This is a genomic window from Methylophaga sp. OBS1 (assembly GCF_026319365.1).
Genome location: NZ_JAPDMS010000003.1, coordinates 140,813 through 158,154 on the forward strand (window position 1 = coordinate 140,813; position 17,342 = coordinate 158,154).

At 52.0% G+C, this 17,342-nt stretch carries 14 protein-coding genes; 10 read left to right on the top strand and 4 right to left on the bottom strand.

What is annotated here, in order from left to right:
- Positions 1-13 precede the first annotated feature (13 nt).
- Positions 14-1,921: a molecular chaperone HtpG gene (gene htpG / locus OMQ46_RS09995; protein ID WP_266236643.1), complete on the bottom strand. Its 1,908-nt coding sequence runs from the start codon at positions 1,919-1,921 to the stop codon at positions 14-16.
- Between the two features lie 175 nt (positions 1,922-2,096).
- On the opposite strand from htpG, the gene OMQ46_RS10000 reads away from it, so the two are divergent.
- From OMQ46_RS10000 to OMQ46_RS10040, 9 genes are all read left to right on the top strand, one after another.
- Positions 2,097-2,849 carry an endonuclease/exonuclease/phosphatase family protein gene (locus tag OMQ46_RS10000; RefSeq protein ID WP_266236644.1) on the top strand — a complete coding sequence of 251 codons (753 nt, stop codon included), beginning with the start codon at positions 2,097-2,099 and terminating at the stop codon, positions 2,847-2,849.
- A gap of 12 nt (positions 2,850-2,861) precedes the next feature.
- Positions 2,862-3,236, top strand: coding sequence for a YkvA family protein (locus OMQ46_RS10005; RefSeq protein WP_266236645.1), 375 nt, complete (start codon positions 2,862-2,864; stop codon positions 3,234-3,236).
- A gap of 67 nt (positions 3,237-3,303) precedes the next feature.
- Complete coding sequence (locus tag OMQ46_RS10010; RefSeq protein ID WP_266236646.1) at positions 3,304-4,233, top strand: sodium-dependent bicarbonate transport family permease; 930 nt, start codon at positions 3,304-3,306, stop codon at positions 4,231-4,233.
- Between the two features lie 36 nt (positions 4,234-4,269).
- Positions 4,270-4,545: a YrhK family protein gene (locus OMQ46_RS10015; RefSeq protein WP_266236647.1), complete on the top strand. Its 276-nt coding sequence runs from the start codon at positions 4,270-4,272 to the stop codon at positions 4,543-4,545.
- A 49-nt stretch (positions 4,546-4,594) separates the two neighbouring features.
- Positions 4,595-5,386, top strand: a complete 792-nt coding sequence (locus OMQ46_RS10020) for an SDR family NAD(P)-dependent oxidoreductase (protein ID WP_266236649.1) — start codon at positions 4,595-4,597, stop codon at positions 5,384-5,386.
- 121 nt (positions 5,387-5,507) lie between these two features.
- A complete protein-coding gene (locus tag OMQ46_RS10025) occupies positions 5,508-7,220 on the top strand; it encodes a diguanylate cyclase (RefSeq protein ID WP_266236650.1) in 1,713 nt (570 codons plus the stop codon).
- Complete coding sequence (gene gluQRS, locus OMQ46_RS10030) at positions 7,217-8,137, top strand: tRNA glutamyl-Q(34) synthetase GluQRS (RefSeq protein WP_266236652.1); 921 nt, start codon at positions 7,217-7,219, stop codon at positions 8,135-8,137. Before OMQ46_RS10025 ends, gluQRS begins: the two co-directional genes overlap by 4 nt.
- 76 nt (positions 8,138-8,213) lie before the next feature.
- Entirely contained in the window at positions 8,214-10,088 is a 1,875-nt protein-coding gene (locus OMQ46_RS10035) for a methyl-accepting chemotaxis protein (RefSeq protein WP_266236653.1), read from the top strand.
- Between the two features lie 96 nt (positions 10,089-10,184).
- Positions 10,185-11,480 (top strand): META domain-containing protein, encoded by a 1,296-nt coding sequence (locus OMQ46_RS10040; RefSeq protein WP_266236654.1) that lies wholly within the window; start codon positions 10,185-10,187, stop codon positions 11,478-11,480.
- 10 nt (positions 11,481-11,490) lie between these two features.
- On the opposite strand, the gene OMQ46_RS10045 is transcribed toward OMQ46_RS10040, so the two are convergent.
- Complete coding sequence (locus OMQ46_RS10045) at positions 11,491-14,649, bottom strand: efflux RND transporter permease subunit (RefSeq protein WP_266236655.1); 3,159 nt, start codon at positions 14,647-14,649, stop codon at positions 11,491-11,493.
- A gap of 40 nt (positions 14,650-14,689) precedes the next feature.
- Positions 14,690-15,871, bottom strand: a complete 1,182-nt coding sequence (locus OMQ46_RS10050; RefSeq protein ID WP_266236656.1) for an efflux RND transporter periplasmic adaptor subunit — start codon at positions 15,869-15,871, stop codon at positions 14,690-14,692.
- Between the two features lie 304 nt (positions 15,872-16,175).
- Here OMQ46_RS10050 and OMQ46_RS10055 point away from each other — a divergent pair, with 304 nt between their 5' ends.
- The gene (locus tag OMQ46_RS10055; protein ID WP_266236659.1) at positions 16,176-16,826 is read left to right on the top strand and encodes a TetR/AcrR family transcriptional regulator; all 651 of its coding nucleotides are present in this window, start codon (positions 16,176-16,178) and stop codon (positions 16,824-16,826) included.
- Here OMQ46_RS10055 and thpR read toward each other — a convergent pair whose 3' ends face one another.
- Entirely contained in the window at positions 16,827-17,342 is a 516-nt protein-coding gene (gene thpR / locus OMQ46_RS10060) for an RNA 2',3'-cyclic phosphodiesterase (RefSeq protein WP_266236661.1), read from the bottom strand.

Genomic DNA, 17,342 nt, shown 5'->3' on the forward strand with positions numbered 1-17,342 from the left:
CAGGGTCTGAGTTCTAAGCAATCTTGAGCAGAATCTCGTTGATGCGTTTGACGTAGGTCGCCGGATCTTCCAGCTGGCCACCTTCTGCCAGCAGCGCCTGATCGAAAATAATCGAGGTCCAGTCGCTGAAGCGAGATTCATCCGACTCGTCTTTCAATTTCACGACCATCGGGTGCTCCGGATTCAGTTCCAGAATAGGCTTGCTGCCAGGCACTTCCTGACCGGCCGCTTTCAGCATCCGCTCCAGGTTCTGACTCATATCATAATGATCGGCGACCAGGCAGGCCGGAGAGTCGGTCAAACGGTGGGTAATGCGCACATCTTTGACTTTGTCATCGAGGTTTTTCTTGACCCGTTCAACCAGGTCTTCGAAGTTCTTGTCGGTTTCCTCGTGCGCTTTTTTCTCTTCCTCGTCTTCCAGCTCGCCCAGATCCAGATCGCCTTTAGCGACAGACTGCATGTGTTTGCCGTCAAACTCGGTCAACGAATTCACCAGCCACTCGTCGACGCGATCGGTCAGCAGCAACACTTCGATGCCTTTCTTGCGGAAGACTTCCAGGTGCGGGCTGTTTTTCGCCGCGGCGTAGTTTTCAGCGGTGATGTAATAAATCTTGTCCTGCTTGTCTTTCATGCGGCCGACATAGTCTTCCAGCGACACGGTCTGTTCGGCACTGCCGGACTCGGTGGTGGCAAAACGCAGCAGCTTGGCCAGGGTTTCCTTGTTGGCGAAGTCTTCACCCGGTCCTTCCTTGATGACCTGGCCGAACTCTTTCCAGAACTCGGCATATTGTTCGGGCTCATTGGTCGCCATCTTGCTGAGTTCGCTCAGTACCTTTTTCACTGAAGCGGCGCGGATGGTGTCGATGGTTTTGCTGCTTTGCAGGATTTCACGTGATACGTTCAGCGGCAGATCATTGGTATCAATCACACCGCGGATAAAGCGCAGGTATCGTGGCATCAGCTGATCGCTGTCTTCCATGATAAACACGCGTTTTACATACAGCTTGATGCCGTGCATGCGATCACGATCCCAGAGATCGAATGGTGCCTTGGACGGAATATACAGCAGCGAGGTGTATTCGATATTCCCTTCGACCTTGTTGTGGGTCCAGGTCATCGGGTCCTGGAAGTCGTGGGCAATCTGCTTGTAGAACTCTTTATATTCCTCGTCGGAAATATCGTTCTTGGACAGGGTCCAGAGGGCAGTCGCCTTGTTGACGGTCTCTTCGCCCTGATCGGCTTCATCAATTTCACCGTCCTCATTCGGCACCGCCTCTTTTTTCATGACGATAGGCAGATTGATATGGTCGGAGTATTTGCTGATGATGTTGCGCAGACGCCAGCCGTTGAGGAATTCGTCTTCACCTTCACGCAGGTGCAGGGTGATTTCGGTGCCGCGATCCGCTTTTTCGATGGTTTCGATCGTGAACTCGCCCTCACCGGCTGATTCCCACTGCACGCCATGCTCGGCACCGACACCGGCGCGGCGGGTTTTCAGCGTGACTTTGTCAGCGACAATAAAAGCAGAATAGAAACCGACACCAAACTGGCCGATCAATTGAGAATCCTTGGATTCGTCTCCGGTCAGGCTGTCGAAGAATTTACGGGTGCCACTGCGGGCAATGGTGCCGATATTGTCGATGACTTCCTCACGGTTCATGCCGATGCCGTTGTCGCTGATAGTGACAGTGCGGGCGTCGGCATCGAAGTCGACCCGGATTTTGAGATCCACGTCTTCTTCATAGAGTGCATCGTCCGACAGGGCCTGGAAACGGAGCTTGTCTGCTGCGTCGGCCGCATTGGAAATCAGTTCACGCAGAAAAATCTCCTTGTTCGAATACAAGGAGTGGATCATCAGGTTCAGTAACTGTTTGACTTCAGTCTGGAAACCCATGGTTTCCTTATGTGCATCAACGCCCATTGAAATAATGCCTCCATCTGGCTGTTGGTTGGAATATGCACAGCAAATGGGGACGGCGGATCACAAAATCAAGTCATTGAGGCAAATTTGACTGAACTTGGTTTTTTGTCACCTGATCACCATAATAGACAGGTATCACTTAGGCTACTTCAGGCGCCACCGGACTGTTCTCTACATGTCGAATAACGAGCTTCGCATTCTGACCTACAACCTGCACAAGGGTTTTAATACAAGCAACCGGCAGTTCACCCTGCACCCGATTCGGGATGCGCTGGTCGAAACCAACGCCGATATCATGCTGCTGCAGGAAATTCAGGGTGAACACAGTCAGCATGGTCTGGTGCATCATCAGTGGCCCAGCGAACCCCACTTTGAATTCTTGGCGCAGGATGTCTGGCCGCATTATGCCTATGCCAAGAATGCCGTCTATAGTGTGGGGCACCACGGCAATGCGATCTTGAGCAAATACCCGCTGACTAACTGGGAAAACATCAATGTCTCGCCCTTCACCTGGGCCAGCCGCAGTCTGCTCCATGGTGAAATCAAACTGCCCTGGCACGACGAGGTGTTGCATATTATCTGCATTCATCTGGGCCTGATTGGCATGGAAAGACGGCGTCAGTTCGTGACGCTATGCGAACGCATTGAAGAACATGTGCCCCATAATGCACCGCTGATTGTGGCCGGTGATTTCAATGACTGGGCCGGTCAGGCAGAAAAAAGGCTGTCGCAGCACCTGGAACTGAAAGAAGCCTATCGCACCCTGCATAATCGCTATGCCCGCACCTGGCCCTCATGGATGCCGGTGCTGAAAATGGACCGGATTTATTACCGGGGCATGGAACCGACGCTGTGCGAAAGACCGCCCCATTCATCCTGGAACCGCCTGTCGGATCATGCACCCCTGGTCGCTTCGTTTGAGTTCTGATGGCGCTCAGCCATGGCTCTGAAACAGCGTTTATCGAACTGGGCAAACACACTCAAACAACATATCACTGCGATTTACCTGGTTTACCGCGACCCTGAGACACCGCTTCTGACTCGCTGGTTGGCGTTGCTGGTGGTCGCTTACGCACTGAGCCCGATTGATTTGATTCCGGATTTTATTCCGGTGATTGGTTATCTGGATGACCTGATTTTATTACCTTTAGGATGCTGGCTGGTCATTCACAGCATGCCTGATGCAGTCTGGCAGCGAAGTCTCCAGGAGGCGGGAAATTATGTTGCGTTACCCCGCTTTAAATGGATGACGTTTGTGGTCGTTATAATCTGGCTTTTGATTACGCTGATGATCGCCTTCTGGCTGCTTAGCTGAAGGCAGTCTCTGAAATTTCCCCAATTTGTGCTTAAATTGCGCGAATTGCAAAACGCTGGAGCCGAAAATGCCTGATATTGTCGTCATGTTTTTCCTGCTGGGTTTGATAGCTGGCCTGGTCAAATCCGATTTGGAGATGCCTAAAGCCGCCTATGACGTGCTCAGTCTGTTGCTGATGCTGACCATTGGCCTCAAAGGCGGCATGGCATTACATGGCAATACGGGCTGGCATCTGTTGCCCGAACTGCTCAGCGTTGCCGCATTAGGCTTTCTGATCCCGGCCGTGCTCTACCCCCTGCTACGAAAACTGGTTGGCCTGAATGTGGCCGACAGCGCCAGTTTTGCCGCCCACTACGGCTCGGTCAGTGCCGGTAGCTTTGCCGTGGCACTGGCTTATGCTGAAACTCACGACATGGCTATTGGCGGGCAGGTCACACTCTACCTGGTTTTGCTCGAGCTGCCGGCGATTCTGTTCGGGCTGTTGATTTTCAATAAACGTTCTGGTGAAAAAGCCGCCCGCAGCCAATCTCATATTCTGCATGAAGCCTTTACCAACCGCGGCGTTATGCTGCTGGTCGGGGGTGTCATTATTGGCTGGATGTATGGTCCCTCCAAAGGTGCAGAGGTGACGGACCTCTATACTGTGATGTTCAAGGGGGTGCTGGCCCTGTTCCTGCTGGAGATGGGGCTGGTCGCTTCCGAAGCGCTCAAGCGGGTGTCTCTGGATAAAATCCGGGTGGTCCTGTTTGCTCTCATCGCGCCATCGCTGCTGGCTGTTTTCGGTGTAGTGACAGGCCAGTGGCTGGGACTGCCAGCGGGATCCGTGCTGATTCTGGCCACGCTGACCGCCAGTGCTTCCTATATCGCCGCACCGGTTGCCATTCGCTCGGCAATCCCCAAAGCGGACATCGGTCTGGCCATGCTGGCCTCTCTGGGCCTGACTTTCCCATTCAATGTGCTGGTTGGTATCCCGCTTTACCATAGCTGGATTCAATAACCATTGCTTCATCGCTTTATTTGAGAGACGCCGCTAATGAGTGAACAAAAAATCGATAATCCCCTCACGGTCACGCTGGGTCACGAGCAATTGATCATTCGACGCCGCTATGAGGTATTAAGCATCCTCAACGATTTCATGGTGGCACTCTGGTTCCTCGCTGGCAGTATCCTGTTTCTGTGGCCTATGCAGGAGACGCTGGCAAAATGGTTTTTTGTGATTGGCAGCGCGCAGTTCCTTGTCCGCCCACTGATTCGCCTGTTCTCTTATATTCACATCAAGCGATTACCGGAAAGTCACTGGCAACAATAAGCGTTAAACTGAGTCCATAGATGAGTTCAAATACACAGCAGGAGGGAGTATGGATTTGCAACTGACAGGAAAACTGGCGCTGGTCACCGGCAGCACGGCTGGCATTGGCTATGCCATCGCCCAAGCCCTCGCGGCTGAAGGTGCGGATGTCATTATCAACGGCCGCAGTCAGGCATCAGTGGATGAAGCGGTGGCATCACTCACCGCTGACGCGACCGGCCGTCTGTTCGGATTCGCCGGTGATGTCGCTACTGCCGAGGTCGCTGACAGACTGCACGCCGCCTATCCCGACGTGGAGATTTTGATTAACAACGTCGGTATTTTCGAACCGGTCGCGTTTGAGGACATCACCGATAGCGACTGGAGACGTTTTTTCGAGGTCAACGTCCTGAGCGGTGTCCGTCTGGCAAGACATTATCTGCCCGTCATGAAACAGAAAGACTGGGGCCGTATCATTTTTATTTCCAGCGAGAGCGGTATCCAGATACCGGCGGAAATGATCCATTATGGTATGACCAAATCTGCCCAGATTTCGGTAGCGCGGGGACTGGCTGAGGATGTCGCCGGCACCGGTATCACTGTCAACAGTGTGCTACCGGGCCCGACACGCTCTCGTGGCGTGGGTGACTTTGTCGAAGACATGGCCCGGCAACAGGGGCAGACACTGACACAGTTCGAAGCGGATTTTTTCGAGCATGTGCGACCGACCTCTCTGATTCAACGCTTCGCCAGTACCGAAGAAGTCGCCTCAATGGTCTGTTATCTCGTCAGCCCGCTGGCTTCGGCGACGACCGGTGCAGCAGTTCGAGTGGATGGCGGCGTGGTCAAAAGTGCTTTCTGAGAAGCAACGCTGCCGATGATTAGCCCCCTGTCGAGACATCACCAATATTAAAGCAGCCATGCCGGTGCCTCTGTTTCAGTTTCTTTTGACTTTTAGTCTGCTGAGCCTGGTCTTGCCGGCTATGGCTGACCAAGACAAGCTGCCAATGATTGAGATTGGCCAGCTTGAACAGCAAGCTGTGCGAGCGCCAGCACAATACCTTGTCACCGCTCCCTCAGCTTCGCTGTCAACGCTGACGGACGCGGACTTCCGACCACTCGGGGATACTGACATCAACCAGGGTATCTCTGCGCAGGCGTTCTGGATCCGTTTTTTGCTCAAAAACACGGCTGATCAGCCCATTGATTGGATCCTGAGCCACAAAACCGCTTACCTCGATCATATTGAAGTCTTTCTGCAGGACAGTGATGCCTCGACGCAATTTATTCATCTTTCAGATCGGGAAATCTTCAGCAGTCGCCTGCTTCCCTACCGGACACTGGCCGTACCGCATACTACTGCCGCCGGCGGCACGACTGAGGTCTATCTCAAACTTTACTTTGACAAGGCTGACAGTGTCACACTGGATTTTGAACTCAGTGAAGCCTCAGAATTTATTCAGCAACAACACAGCGAATATCTGCTTTATGGTCTGTTCTACGGTGCCATGATCCTGTTGATTGCCATTTCTTTTCTGGGCGCGGTTTTACTGCGCCAGTGGCTGTACCTGCTGTATACCGGTTTTCTTGTCAGTAGCAGCCTGATGTGGGCATTACTCAACGGTTTTGCCTACCAGTTCCTCTGGCCTAACTCGGTGTTCTGGCACAACGAAGGTTTTCATATTGTTTATCTACTGGTCGCAGCAACCGCCATCCTGTTTTCACGCCAGTTTTTGATGACCCGCCTGCAGTTTCCTCGTCTCGACAAGTTACTCAAATGGCTGCCGGCAGTCTTTCTGGGTGGTATTGTGCTGCGTTTTGCCGGCCTCTATGAGCCGGTACTTTATCTTGCCATGATCAGTATCATCAGCCTGGTATTGCTGAGCGTGCTGGGTCTCAAGGCGTATCTGCAGGGGCTGGTGTATGCCCGCTGGTATGCACTGGCCTGGCTGGTGTACGGATGCGGCCTTGCCCTGAGTGTCACCGCCGCTTCGACCTCTCTCCTGCCCTGGGGCATGAACTCACTAGTCTATGCGCAACTGGGCGCCATCCTTGAAGCGATCATGCTGATGATGGCACTGGCTGACAGAGTCCGACACTGGGAACGCGATCATCAGCACGTACTGCAACTGGTGCAACAGGATCCACTCACCGGTCTGGGCAACCGCAGAATGATGCCAGAGGCTATTGGAACGCTGCATCATGCCCATGCAGATAACGGTAAACCGGTTTATATGGCCTTGCTGGATCTGGATGAATTCAAGCAAATCAACGACCGTTATGGTCATGAAGCTGGTGATGATGTCATTAAAAGACTGGCATCGCTGATGCAAAACTTCTCCCGCAGTGAAGACATCTGTATACGTCAGGGTGGTGATGAGTTTCTGCTTCTGTTCCAGGCCGGCAGTGAACTGAAAGCGATACATAAAATTGACAGGCTTCGTCAGTTTTTTTCTGAACAGCGTTTCCAACTTGAACACGCAAGCTTCTCTACCAGCCTTAGTGCAGGTATCAGTGTCCTGTTCAGCGCCGACAAGTCCTTATCCGAACAAACCGCTTTCCGTCTGGCAGATCAGGCGCTTTACCGTGCCAAGCAGAACGGTGGCAATCAGTGTCTGGTTTCCCGGCCTGGTGGCACTGACAGCGCAGACGCTGAATATTTGAATCAATCCAGCTCACACTCGCAGCCATCATGACCCATACTCAATACACTGGCCGTTATGCTCCCTCCCCTACTGGCCCGTTACATTTCGGTTCTCTGGTAGCGGCGGTGGCCAGTTATCTTGACGCCAGAACAAATCAGGGCAGATGGTTGCTGCGAATGGAGGACCTGGATAAACCGCGTGAAATGCCGGGGGCAGCTGACGACATTTTACGTACCCTGGAGGCTTACGGTTTTGAATGGGATGGCGAGGTGCTATTCCAGAGCCAGCGGGGAGAGATCTATCAGGCAACGCTGGATCAGTTGATTGCCGAGAATAAAGTCTATCGCTGTAATTGCAGCCGTCGCGAAGTCGCAGACATTGCGCATGCGGGTATCGAGGGTCCGGTCTATCCCGGTCTGTGTCGAAACGGTTTGAGCAGGGAACGTGAAACCATTGCCTGGCGTTTTAAAACCGACGTCGAACATTTGCTATTCAATGATCGTATCCAGGGTCAGATTGATCATGCCATGCGGCGGGATATAGGTGACTTTATCCTGAAACGCGCTGATGGTCAGTTTGCTTATCAACTCGCGGTCGTGGTTGATGATGCCGAACAGCAGATCAATCATGTTGTTCGCGGCGCAGACTTACTGAACTCCACCAGTCGCCAGATTCTGCTGCAATACAGTCTGCATCTTCACTCACCGGTTTATGCTCACATTCCCATCGTCACGAATGCGGAGGGAGAAAAGCTCAGTAAACAGACGCACGCCCAAGCACTTCAGCCCGGTAATGCTTCACGGATGCTAACGCAGGCATTGGCATTTCTCGGCCTGAACCCACCGACTGAGCTTGCTCAATACACACTCAAGGAAATTTGGCACTGGGCTGGCGAGCACTGGCAGTTGGTGAAAGTCCCCTGCCAGAACCAATTAAATAGTGGACAACAAGATGGAAAAATCGATTAATGAAAGCTCTATCTAAGCCGACACACTGTCTATATCGGTTCACTACATATAACAACAACGATCAAGGATTCACCGCATGCTGAGCAAGCTGACCGTCAGAAAAAAACTCATTCTCGTCGCCTTCATGGTGGCAGTCACACTCATTGTCATTATGGGACTGGAACGCTTTGCAATGAGTAAAGTGGTAGCACTCGAAAGCCTGGCTGTTGAAGCACAACAGGCTGAGGTGGAGATGCTGACACTCAGACGACATGAAAAGGACTTTCTGGCAAGACTGGATCCCAAATACATTGAGAGTTTCCAGCAAACACAGGCTTCCCTTATCAGCCGTGCTGATAAAATGGTGATTAACCTAGAGAGTCATGGCGTTAACAGCGAGGCGGCCAGGGATCTGGGATTTTATGTCAGTGAATACGCCATCAATTTCAGTAATATTTATGCATTGCAAAAAGTGATTGGTCTGACACCGACCGATGGCCTCTACGGTGCACTGCGGAGTTCGGTTCATAACATTGAAGAGCGACTGAATACTTTCAATGAAGACGCACTACTCAAGCACATGCTGATGCTGAGACGTTATGAAAAAGATTTTATGTTGCGCCTTGACATGAAATATATCTCCCGCTTCAACGATCAGGTTCAGACTTTTAAAGCAGCGCTGAACGACAGCTTCCTGCCGGCTGGCACGCAAGCTGAAATCAGGGGACTGCTGGATAGTTACCAACAGGATTTTCTGGCACTGGCTGAAAGCTATCAGAAAAAAGGCCTGGATAGTGACAGCGGCCTGTTAGGTGAAATGCGGACAACAATTCATCAGAGTCAGGAGTCACTTGATAAGCTGGATGAACTGATGCAATCCGCCATTCCAGCCACAGTTCAGCAATATCAACTCTGGATTCTTGCCATCTCCATTGTTTTGGGCACCACAATCATCTGGTTGATTATGGCTATCAGCCGCAGCATCATCCAACCGCTGCAAAAGCTGTCAGATGTTATGCATGAAGTTGAAGATACAAAAAATCTCAGTATCCGGGTGCCGGTCACCGGCAAGGATGAAATCAGTGAGATGGCTGAATCATTCAACGGCATGACGGGGACTTTTCAAAAACTGATTGAAGATGTGCTGACATCGGCGCAAACAGTGAGTGCCGCTGCTGAGCAACTAGCGGTAGTCTCGCAGCAGAGTCGTGAAGGCGTCATCAACCAGCAAAGCAGTAGTGAACAGGTCGCAACCGCGATGAACGAAATGACCGCCACCGTGCAGGAAGTGGCACGTTATGCCGCCCAGGCAGCCAGTGCCTCCAAAACCTCCGATGAAGAAACTGTTAAAGGTAAAACAGTGGTGCAGAAAACGGTGGCTGGTATTAAACAACTGGCAGTACAGAGCAGCAACAATGCTGAAGCAATCAAAAACCTGCAGGTGGAGAGCGACAACATCGGCACAGTCCTGACCGTGATTCAGGAAATCGCCGAACAGACTAATCTGCTGGCTTTGAATGCGGCGATTGAAGCAGCACGTGCTGGTGAGTCCGGACGCGGGTTTGCCGTAGTCGCTGATGAAGTTCGGACCCTGGCCCAGCGCAGTCAGCAGTCAACTGAAGAAATTAAAACCATCATTGATCGCCTGCAGAGTGGTGCGAATCATTGCGTGGAAGCCATGCTGAGCGGAAAAGAACAAGTCGAGTCCACTGTGTCCCAGGTTGAAGAAGCCGGTGAGTCTCTGGATGTCATTGCTGACAAGGTCAGATCCATCCTCGATATGAACACACATATCGCCAGCGCGGCGGAAGAACAAAGCGCGGTGGCTGAGGATATCAATCGGAATATTACCCATATCGCTCAGGTTGCAGAGGAAAATGCTGACAGCACCTCGCAAACAACTGAAACCAGTCAGAGTCTCGCCAAACTGGCCGCGGATCTGCAAAGACTGATAAGCCAGTTCAAGGTCTAACAGCAGTTATTAATCGGTTTCGTGAGTTGGTTATTGTCAGACAATGACCAGTTCGCGCTATCATCAAATCTGGAACTCTTATCAGGATGATGAGCTATGCACCGCTTGAGCTGTTCGATATTCAGTCTGTGTCTGTTACTTTCTGTCGCCGCATGTGATCAAACTGCTTCAGAAACCAGTGATAGCCAGGCACTGCTCATCAGCGGTGTGATTGATACTGTCGGCAAAATAAACGGTAAAAGTGGCAGTAGTCTGACGCTGAGACTGGAAAATTTGACGGCACTGCCTGACGGCAATGCCATGATTGTCGAGAAAGAAACAGCACTGGAAAAACCGCAACAACCTGTTCCTTTCAAGCTCCGGGTTTTCCGCGATCAGTTGCAGATAGGCACGCCGTATATTCTGCGCATTATTTATCAGGATGCCGAAGGCCATCGCTGGACAAACAGTCAGCTCTATTCGGTCAACCGCGCCACCAAAGAATCCCGGCTCGGTAAAGCATTACTACAACCCGTGCTATCTCTCAAGAAGAATAAACCTCAGCTTTTCCTGTGCGGCAACAAAACCCTGAAGTTAGTTGAACAGGGGCAATCCGCCCAGCTACATATCCACGATGATGCCTACCATTTGATACCGGTTATTTCAGCTTCAGGCGCCAAATACCAGTCAGCTGACGGCAAAGTCGTATTCTGGAACAAGGGCATTGAAGCCAAATTATCCATGGCGGACTTTGAATGGCCGACCTGTGCCAGGGTCAGCGAGGATATTCTGGCTTTATTCCCTTTTCGTGCGCATGGCAATGAACCTGGCTGGACTTTGTCGGCCAATGTGGATGAAGTGGTGCTGGACTGGAATTATGGTCAACAGCATCTGGTCATGCCCTACCCGGAACTCAATCTCACTCACAGCGGTTTTGTGCTTCACTCTGAAGCCAACGTGCCGCTACTCAAAGTGAATGTGCTGAGCAGCTTATGCCGCGACAGTATGAGCGGCCGCCCCTATCCCCAGCATGTGGAGCTTCATTATGGTGAACTGCATCTCACGGGCTGTGGTGGTGATAGCTATGCCCTACTGACAGGCAAAGAATGGGTTGTCGAGGATATTGATGGCCAGGGACTGATTGATTTCAGCCGGGTCACCATGCAGTTTGACAGCGAAGGACGCTTGTCCGGCCATGCCAGTTGTAATCAGTACACCACCGCTTATGAGTTCAGTGAACAACTGGATATCGCTGATCCTATCGCTACCCGCAAAAGCTGTGCACCGGCACTGATGAAACAGGAACAGCGTTTTCTGGCTTTATTGAGTGAAGTGAAACGACTGGATTTCGACCCTACCGGGGCATTGTTATTATCAACGGTGGGCGGCCATACTTTGACCGCCCGCCGCTGAGAGCCGTTTACTACTGCATCACCACATGACTGTGGTAACGGCGGTTACCTTCCAGCTTACGCAATAGCACGTAAAAAATCGGGGTAAAGAACAGGCCGAAGAAAGTCACCCCGAGCATGCCTGAAAACACAGTAATACCGATATCATTACGCATTTCGGAACCGGCACCGGTCGACAGCACCATCGGCACCACGCCCATAATGAAGGCGAACGAAGTCATCAGAATCGGACGCAGACGCATACGACTGGCTTTGATTGCCGCCTTGACCGTCTGCATGCCGTTGATTTCCAGCTCCCGTGCGAATTCCACGATCAGAATCGCATTCTTGCTCGCCAGCCCCGCCAATACAAAGAAACTGATCTGAGTAAAGATATTACTGTCCCCATCAGTGACCCAGACGCCGAAAACAGCGGCCAAAATTGATAACGGCACAATGGTAATGACCACCAGCGGTAAAATCAGACTTTCATATTGCGCCGCCAGTACCAGGAACACCAGCAACAGACACAGCGGGAAGATATACATCGCGGTGTTACCGCTCAACACCTGCTGATAAGTCAGATCGGTCCATTCGAATACCATGCCCGGGGGCAGTGTCTCTTCGAGGATCTCGCTGATCGCATCCTGCGCCTGACCACTGGAGTAGCCCGGTGCTGCGTTACCATTGAGGTCAGCAGCGAGATACCCGTTATAGTGCGCCGCACTCTCGGGACCATAGCTCTCCTTCATATCAATCACGCTGCCCAGTGGCACCATCTCACCCTGGGTATTACGCACCTTGAGATTAAGTGCATCATCCGGGCTGTTACGATAAGGCGCATCCGCCTGCGCGATCACCTGATAGGTTCGACCAAACTGATTGAAATCGTTGATATACAGCGAGCCCAGGTAAATCTGCATGGTGTCGAAGATTTCCTTGACGTTCAGCCCCAGTTGCTTGGCCTTGGTGCGATCCAGATCAGCATAAAGCTGCGGTACATTGATTTCGTAGTTGGAATAGACACTGGTCAGCGCCGGGCTCTGCCAGGCCTGTTGCAGCGTCTGATCTACCGCTTCGGCCAGTTTTTCATAACCCAGATCGGCACGGTCCTCTATCTGCAATTTGAAACCACCGGTAGTCCCCAGCCCCCGCACGGGTGGTGGTGGGAAAATCGCAATAAAGGCTTCCTCAATCTGCGCAAACTTGGCCTGCAGCCGACCGGCGATGGCGCCCGCCGACAGGCTCGGATCAGTCCGCTCATCAAAGGAGTCCAGTGGTACAAACACGATGCCGGCACTGGGACTATTGGTAAAGCCATTGACCGACAGACCGGGGAACTGCACTGCATTGGCAACCCCCGGTTCTTCGAGCGCAATACGTCCCATTTCACGAATCACTTCCTCGGTTCGTGCCAGAGAGGCACCATCCGGTAATTGTGCAAAGCTGATGAGATACTGCTTGTCCTGTGCCGGCACAAAGCCCTTCGGCAAAGCATTGAGGCCATAAGCGGTAAAGCCGAGCAGAACGGCATAAATCACCACGGAAATGGTTTTATGGCGCAACAGACCGGCCACGGAATTGGAATAGCCATGCGAGGCCCGTTTGAATCCGCGGTTGAACAGTTTAAAGAACCAGCCGAAAAGAAAATCGATAACCCGGGTGAGCCGATCCTTGGGTGCATCATGCCCCCGTAATAACAAAGCTGATAAGGCCGGGCTCAACGTCAGCGAGTTTATCGCTGAAATGACCGTGGATATCGCAATAGTCATCGCAAACTGCTGATAGAACTGGCCGGTCAGGCCGCTGACAAAGGCAATCGGCACAAACACCGCTACCAGGGTCAGGGAAATCGCGATAATCGGTCCGCTGACTTCACGCATGGCCTGGTAACTGGCTTCCAACGGTGACAGCCCCGATTCGATATTACGCTCAACGTTTTCCACCACCACGATCGCATCATCGACCACGATACCGATCGCCAGTACCAGACCAAACAGGGACAGCGTGTTAATCGAAAAGCCGAACAGGTGCATCACCGCAAAGGTACCGATAATCGACACCGGTACCGCCAGCAGTGGAATCAATGAGGCACGCCAGGTTTGCAGGAATACCACCACGACAATGACAACGAGCAACAGTGCTTCCAGCAGGGTTTTGATCACCGCACGAATTGACTCTTTAACGAATACCGTCGGGTCATAGACGACTTCGTAATCAACACCCTCAGGGAAACGTTGCTTAAGGTCAGCCATCGTGGCACGTACGTTATCAGAAATCTGAATCGCATTAGCGCCTGGTGACTGAAAGATCGGGATCGCCACCGCCGGCTGATTATTGAGCATGGAATTGAGACTATGCTCGGACGCTTCCAGCTCGACCCGGGCGACATCCTTGAGTCGGGTGATCTGACCCGCGTCACCGGCACGGATAATGATTTCCTCGAACTCTTCGGGGGTTTCCAGTCGGCCCTTGGCATTGATCGGCAATTGTAATTCAACCGCATCATCCATTGGTGCCCCACCAATCAGCCCCGCCGCGACCTGGACGTTCTGTTCACGGATAGCATTAACCACATCGGTCGCTGTCAGCCCTCTTTCCGCGACTTTCTCCGGGTTGAGCCAGATCCGCATCGCATAGTCACCGGAACCGAACAGGCGTACCTGTCCTACCCCTTCGACTTTGGCCAGTTCATCCTTGACGTGCATCAGCGCATAGTTACGCAGATACAGCTCATCATAGCGCTTATCCGGCGAGATCAAATGCACCACCATGGTCAGATCGGGGGAGCTCTTGACCACGGTCACACCTAACTGGCGGGTCACTTCCGGCAGACGCGGCGTGGCCTGGGTCACCCGGTTTTGCACCATCTGCTGGGCCAGGTCCGGGTCGGTGCCGATCTTGAAGGTCACAGTCAGCGTCATGCGGCCATCTGAAGTCGCCTGTGAGAACATATAGAGCATGTTCTCCACACCGCTCAGTTGCTCTTCCAGCGGCCGGGCGACTGTCTCGGCAATGACTTTGGGATTGGCACCGGGGAACGAGGCATTGACGACGACTGACGGTGGTGCCACTTCGGGATATTCCGAGATAGGCAGCTGGAACATTGAGATAAGTCCAGCAATAAAAATGAGCATGGACAGAACACCGGCAAAGATCGGACGGTCCACAAAAAACTTGGAAATATTCATCGCGTTCCTTCGTTCAGAAAGCTAATTGCGCTGTCGGTGCTTATTCAGTAGCAGCGACTTGCTGAGTATCGGCTGGTTTGGCTGTGACCTTGCTGTCAGGGCGAATATGCGACAGACCATTAACGACAACACGGTCGCCGCTTTGCAAACCTGACAGCACAATACGACTGCCCTCATGATGGGCGCCAAGCGTGACCTGGTGATAACTCACGACGTCATCATCATTAATGACATAGACGAATTTTTTGTCCTGGTTGGTGCCAACCGCACGTTCCGGTACCAGCATGACCGATTGTGGCTCTGCAGTACCAAGGCGCACATTGGCATACATACCCGGCGTCAACGCACCATCACTATTTTCAAAAATCGCTCTGGCGCGAATAGTGCCGCTGCTGGTGTCGAGTTGATTATCAAAAGAGTGGATCTGCCCCTGGTAAGTCACACTGCTATCCGCTGCCAGTGTCATCGCCACCGGCATGACTTTGTCACCCTGACTACGGCGCACTGTTCTGAGATAGGTCTGCTCATCAACATCAAACTCGGCATAGAGCTTGTCATTGGCGACCAGCGTAGTCAGCACCGGCGCGTTAGGTGAGGTTTCGATAATGTTACCCACCGTCAGTTCAGCACGACTGACCTGACCGCTGAAGGGCGCGCGGATAAAACAGTAATCCAGATTCAGTTTGGCCTGTGCCAATGCGCTGCTGGCCTCTTCAATAGAAGCAGTCGCAACTTGAAACTCGTTTTTCGCTGCATCAAACACACTTTCCGATACCAGTTTCTTTTTAACCAGTTGTTCACTGCGCTTAAGTTCATCTTCAGCCAACTTGGCGCGGGAGCGGGCTGACGTCAGTTGGGCTTCAGCACGTTTGACCGCTGCCTGGTAAGGGCGCGGGTCAATCACAAACAACAGATCGCCTTTTTCTACCTGTTGCGCGTCTTCAAACAAGACCTGTTGAAGTTCGCCGCCTACCAGTGGCTTTATTTCAGCCATATCCACCGCACTCAGTCGACCGGAAAAACCCGTCCAGATCCGAACGTCCTGTGGCGCAACGGTGATAAACTCCGCCACGGGAGGGGGCGGCGCAGCTGCAGCCGTATCCTCGGTCTGTTCACTATTGGCGATATTGAAATAAACGGCAGCTGCGGCAATAGAGAGCATTAGCAGCAGGCTCAGTTTGAACCAGCCGCGAGACTGACGTTTAGATGATGTATTTGACATGCTTTATCTCCCACCGCCTTGTCGGCAGTGCTGACCATCCTTGAAACCATTCCGAAGCGGAATGCAGAAGCGAAAGCTTACATACCGGTCGGTATGCACGTCAAGTCAAGCCGTGTTTTGTGCGCTAAACACGAACCTCAATAACAGATATGTTATTGATTTAAAATAAGACTGTTATCAGAAGGCAGTTATTTTAAGTATCCCGCCGCTGCGCAAAAATATATAACAAAATGATGACATTTTCCTTGCCACACAAACCGTATGGTATTTATACTGGGCATCAACTTTTCATGTAGCGAACAAGATGTCTGTTGTAGAAACTAAAGAAAAATTGCTGGAAACGGCACTGGCGCTGATCTGGCAAAGCAATTACAGCGTGGTAGGCGTCAATGAGATCTGCAAACAGGCCGGTGTGACTAAGGGCGCGTTTTATCATCACTTCGAGTCCAAAGCTAACCTTTTCTGTGAAGCCACCACTTTTTACTGGCAAGTTATCAAGAAAGACCTCGACAACATATTCTCCCCCGTCAACAGCCCGCTGGAACAATTGGAAAACCTGATTCAGTTCCTGTTCCGCTCCAAACTCAGTGATAATAGTGTTCGCGGCTGTCCATTTTTCAATGCCGGCGCCCAGATCGGTACCGACGATCAAAAAGTGCTGGAAGCATTGAAAAATCTGTCGCAAATGGCCATCACCTACAACCTCGCTCTGATAAAGTCACTGGATGCCGGTGGTTATCTGGAACGCACCGGTGATATGGAACAGCAGGCGCGGCTGGTTTATCACTATATTCATGGTGTGATGAGCTATGCCTACGTGCAGCCCGATATCTGCACTATTAAGAAAGATCTGCCTGAAGGGCTCTACCGATTACTTGGCGTTAAACAGGAATTTTGGTTCAGTACTTCACCAACCTGGGAAGCCGAACCCGCCATTTTTCAGCACCGTGGCTAACTAGTTCAACCGCAAGGGCCACTTTTCAAGCACCTGATATTTGACGCCCTGCCCCGTCGATACCGACTCGACCAGAACAAAATGATCAGCGCAGAAATTAATCGGCTGAAACTTTATCCTCGGACGCTTCTGTGCTTTACGTGCCAGGGTGATATGCGCACGGTAATGACGTCTTTCCACCAGGCTGACCGGGTAAGCTTCAACCATTCTGCTCAAAGCATTCACCAATGTGTAGAGCGGTTTCGGTTGCCGCCGACAGGTCAGACACAACACCCGCGGTCGTTGCCAGAAGTCGAGTTCATCAAACTGTAATCGTATCGGACGGCCCTGGATATCAGCTGCTTCGCGCCGCAAAGCGTCCGCAGTCGCATCATCGACATTTCCCAGAAATACCAGGGTCATGTGCAGGTTCTCGGGTACCAATCTGCGACCTGGCTGTTCAATCGACTGATTGAGCGCGTCAATTTCAGCACGAGTCTGCTCATCTGGCCATAAAGCAAAAAACAAACGTTTCAT

Coding starts and splice junctions, on each gene's coding strand:
- OMQ46_RS10025 (WP_266236650.1), top strand. CDS start 5,508: ATGGCTGACCAAGACAAGCTGCCAATGATTGAGATTGGCCAGCTTGAA.
- OMQ46_RS10015 (WP_266236647.1), top strand. CDS start 4,270: ATGAGTGAACAAAAAATCGATAATCCCCTCACGGTCACGCTGGGTCAC.
- htpG (WP_266236643.1), bottom strand. CDS start 1,921: ATGGGCGTTGATGCACATAAGGAAACCATGGGTTTCCAGACTGAAGTC.
- OMQ46_RS10035 (WP_266236653.1), top strand. CDS start 8,214: ATGCTGAGCAAGCTGACCGTCAGAAAAAAACTCATTCTCGTCGCCTTC.
- OMQ46_RS10055 (WP_266236659.1), top strand. CDS start 16,176: ATGTCTGTTGTAGAAACTAAAGAAAAATTGCTGGAAACGGCACTGGCG.
- OMQ46_RS10010 (WP_266236646.1), top strand. CDS start 3,304: ATGCCTGATATTGTCGTCATGTTTTTCCTGCTGGGTTTGATAGCTGGC.
- gluQRS (WP_266236652.1), top strand. CDS start 7,217: ATGACCCATACTCAATACACTGGCCGTTATGCTCCCTCCCCTACTGGC.
- OMQ46_RS10045 (WP_266236655.1), bottom strand. CDS start 14,649: ATGAATATTTCCAAGTTTTTTGTGGACCGTCCGATCTTTGCCGGTGTT.
- thpR (WP_266236661.1), bottom strand. CDS start 17,342: ATGAAACGTTTGTTTTTTGCTTTATGGCCAGATGAGCAGACTCGTGCT.
- OMQ46_RS10000 (WP_266236644.1), top strand. CDS start 2,097: ATGTCGAATAACGAGCTTCGCATTCTGACCTACAACCTGCACAAGGGT.
- OMQ46_RS10020 (WP_266236649.1), top strand. CDS start 4,595: ATGGATTTGCAACTGACAGGAAAACTGGCGCTGGTCACCGGCAGCACG.
- OMQ46_RS10050 (WP_266236656.1), bottom strand. CDS start 15,871: ATGTCAAATACATCATCTAAACGTCAGTCTCGCGGCTGGTTCAAACTG.
- OMQ46_RS10005 (WP_266236645.1), top strand. CDS start 2,862: ATGGCTCTGAAACAGCGTTTATCGAACTGGGCAAACACACTCAAACAA.
- OMQ46_RS10040 (WP_266236654.1), top strand. CDS start 10,185: ATGCACCGCTTGAGCTGTTCGATATTCAGTCTGTGTCTGTTACTTTCT.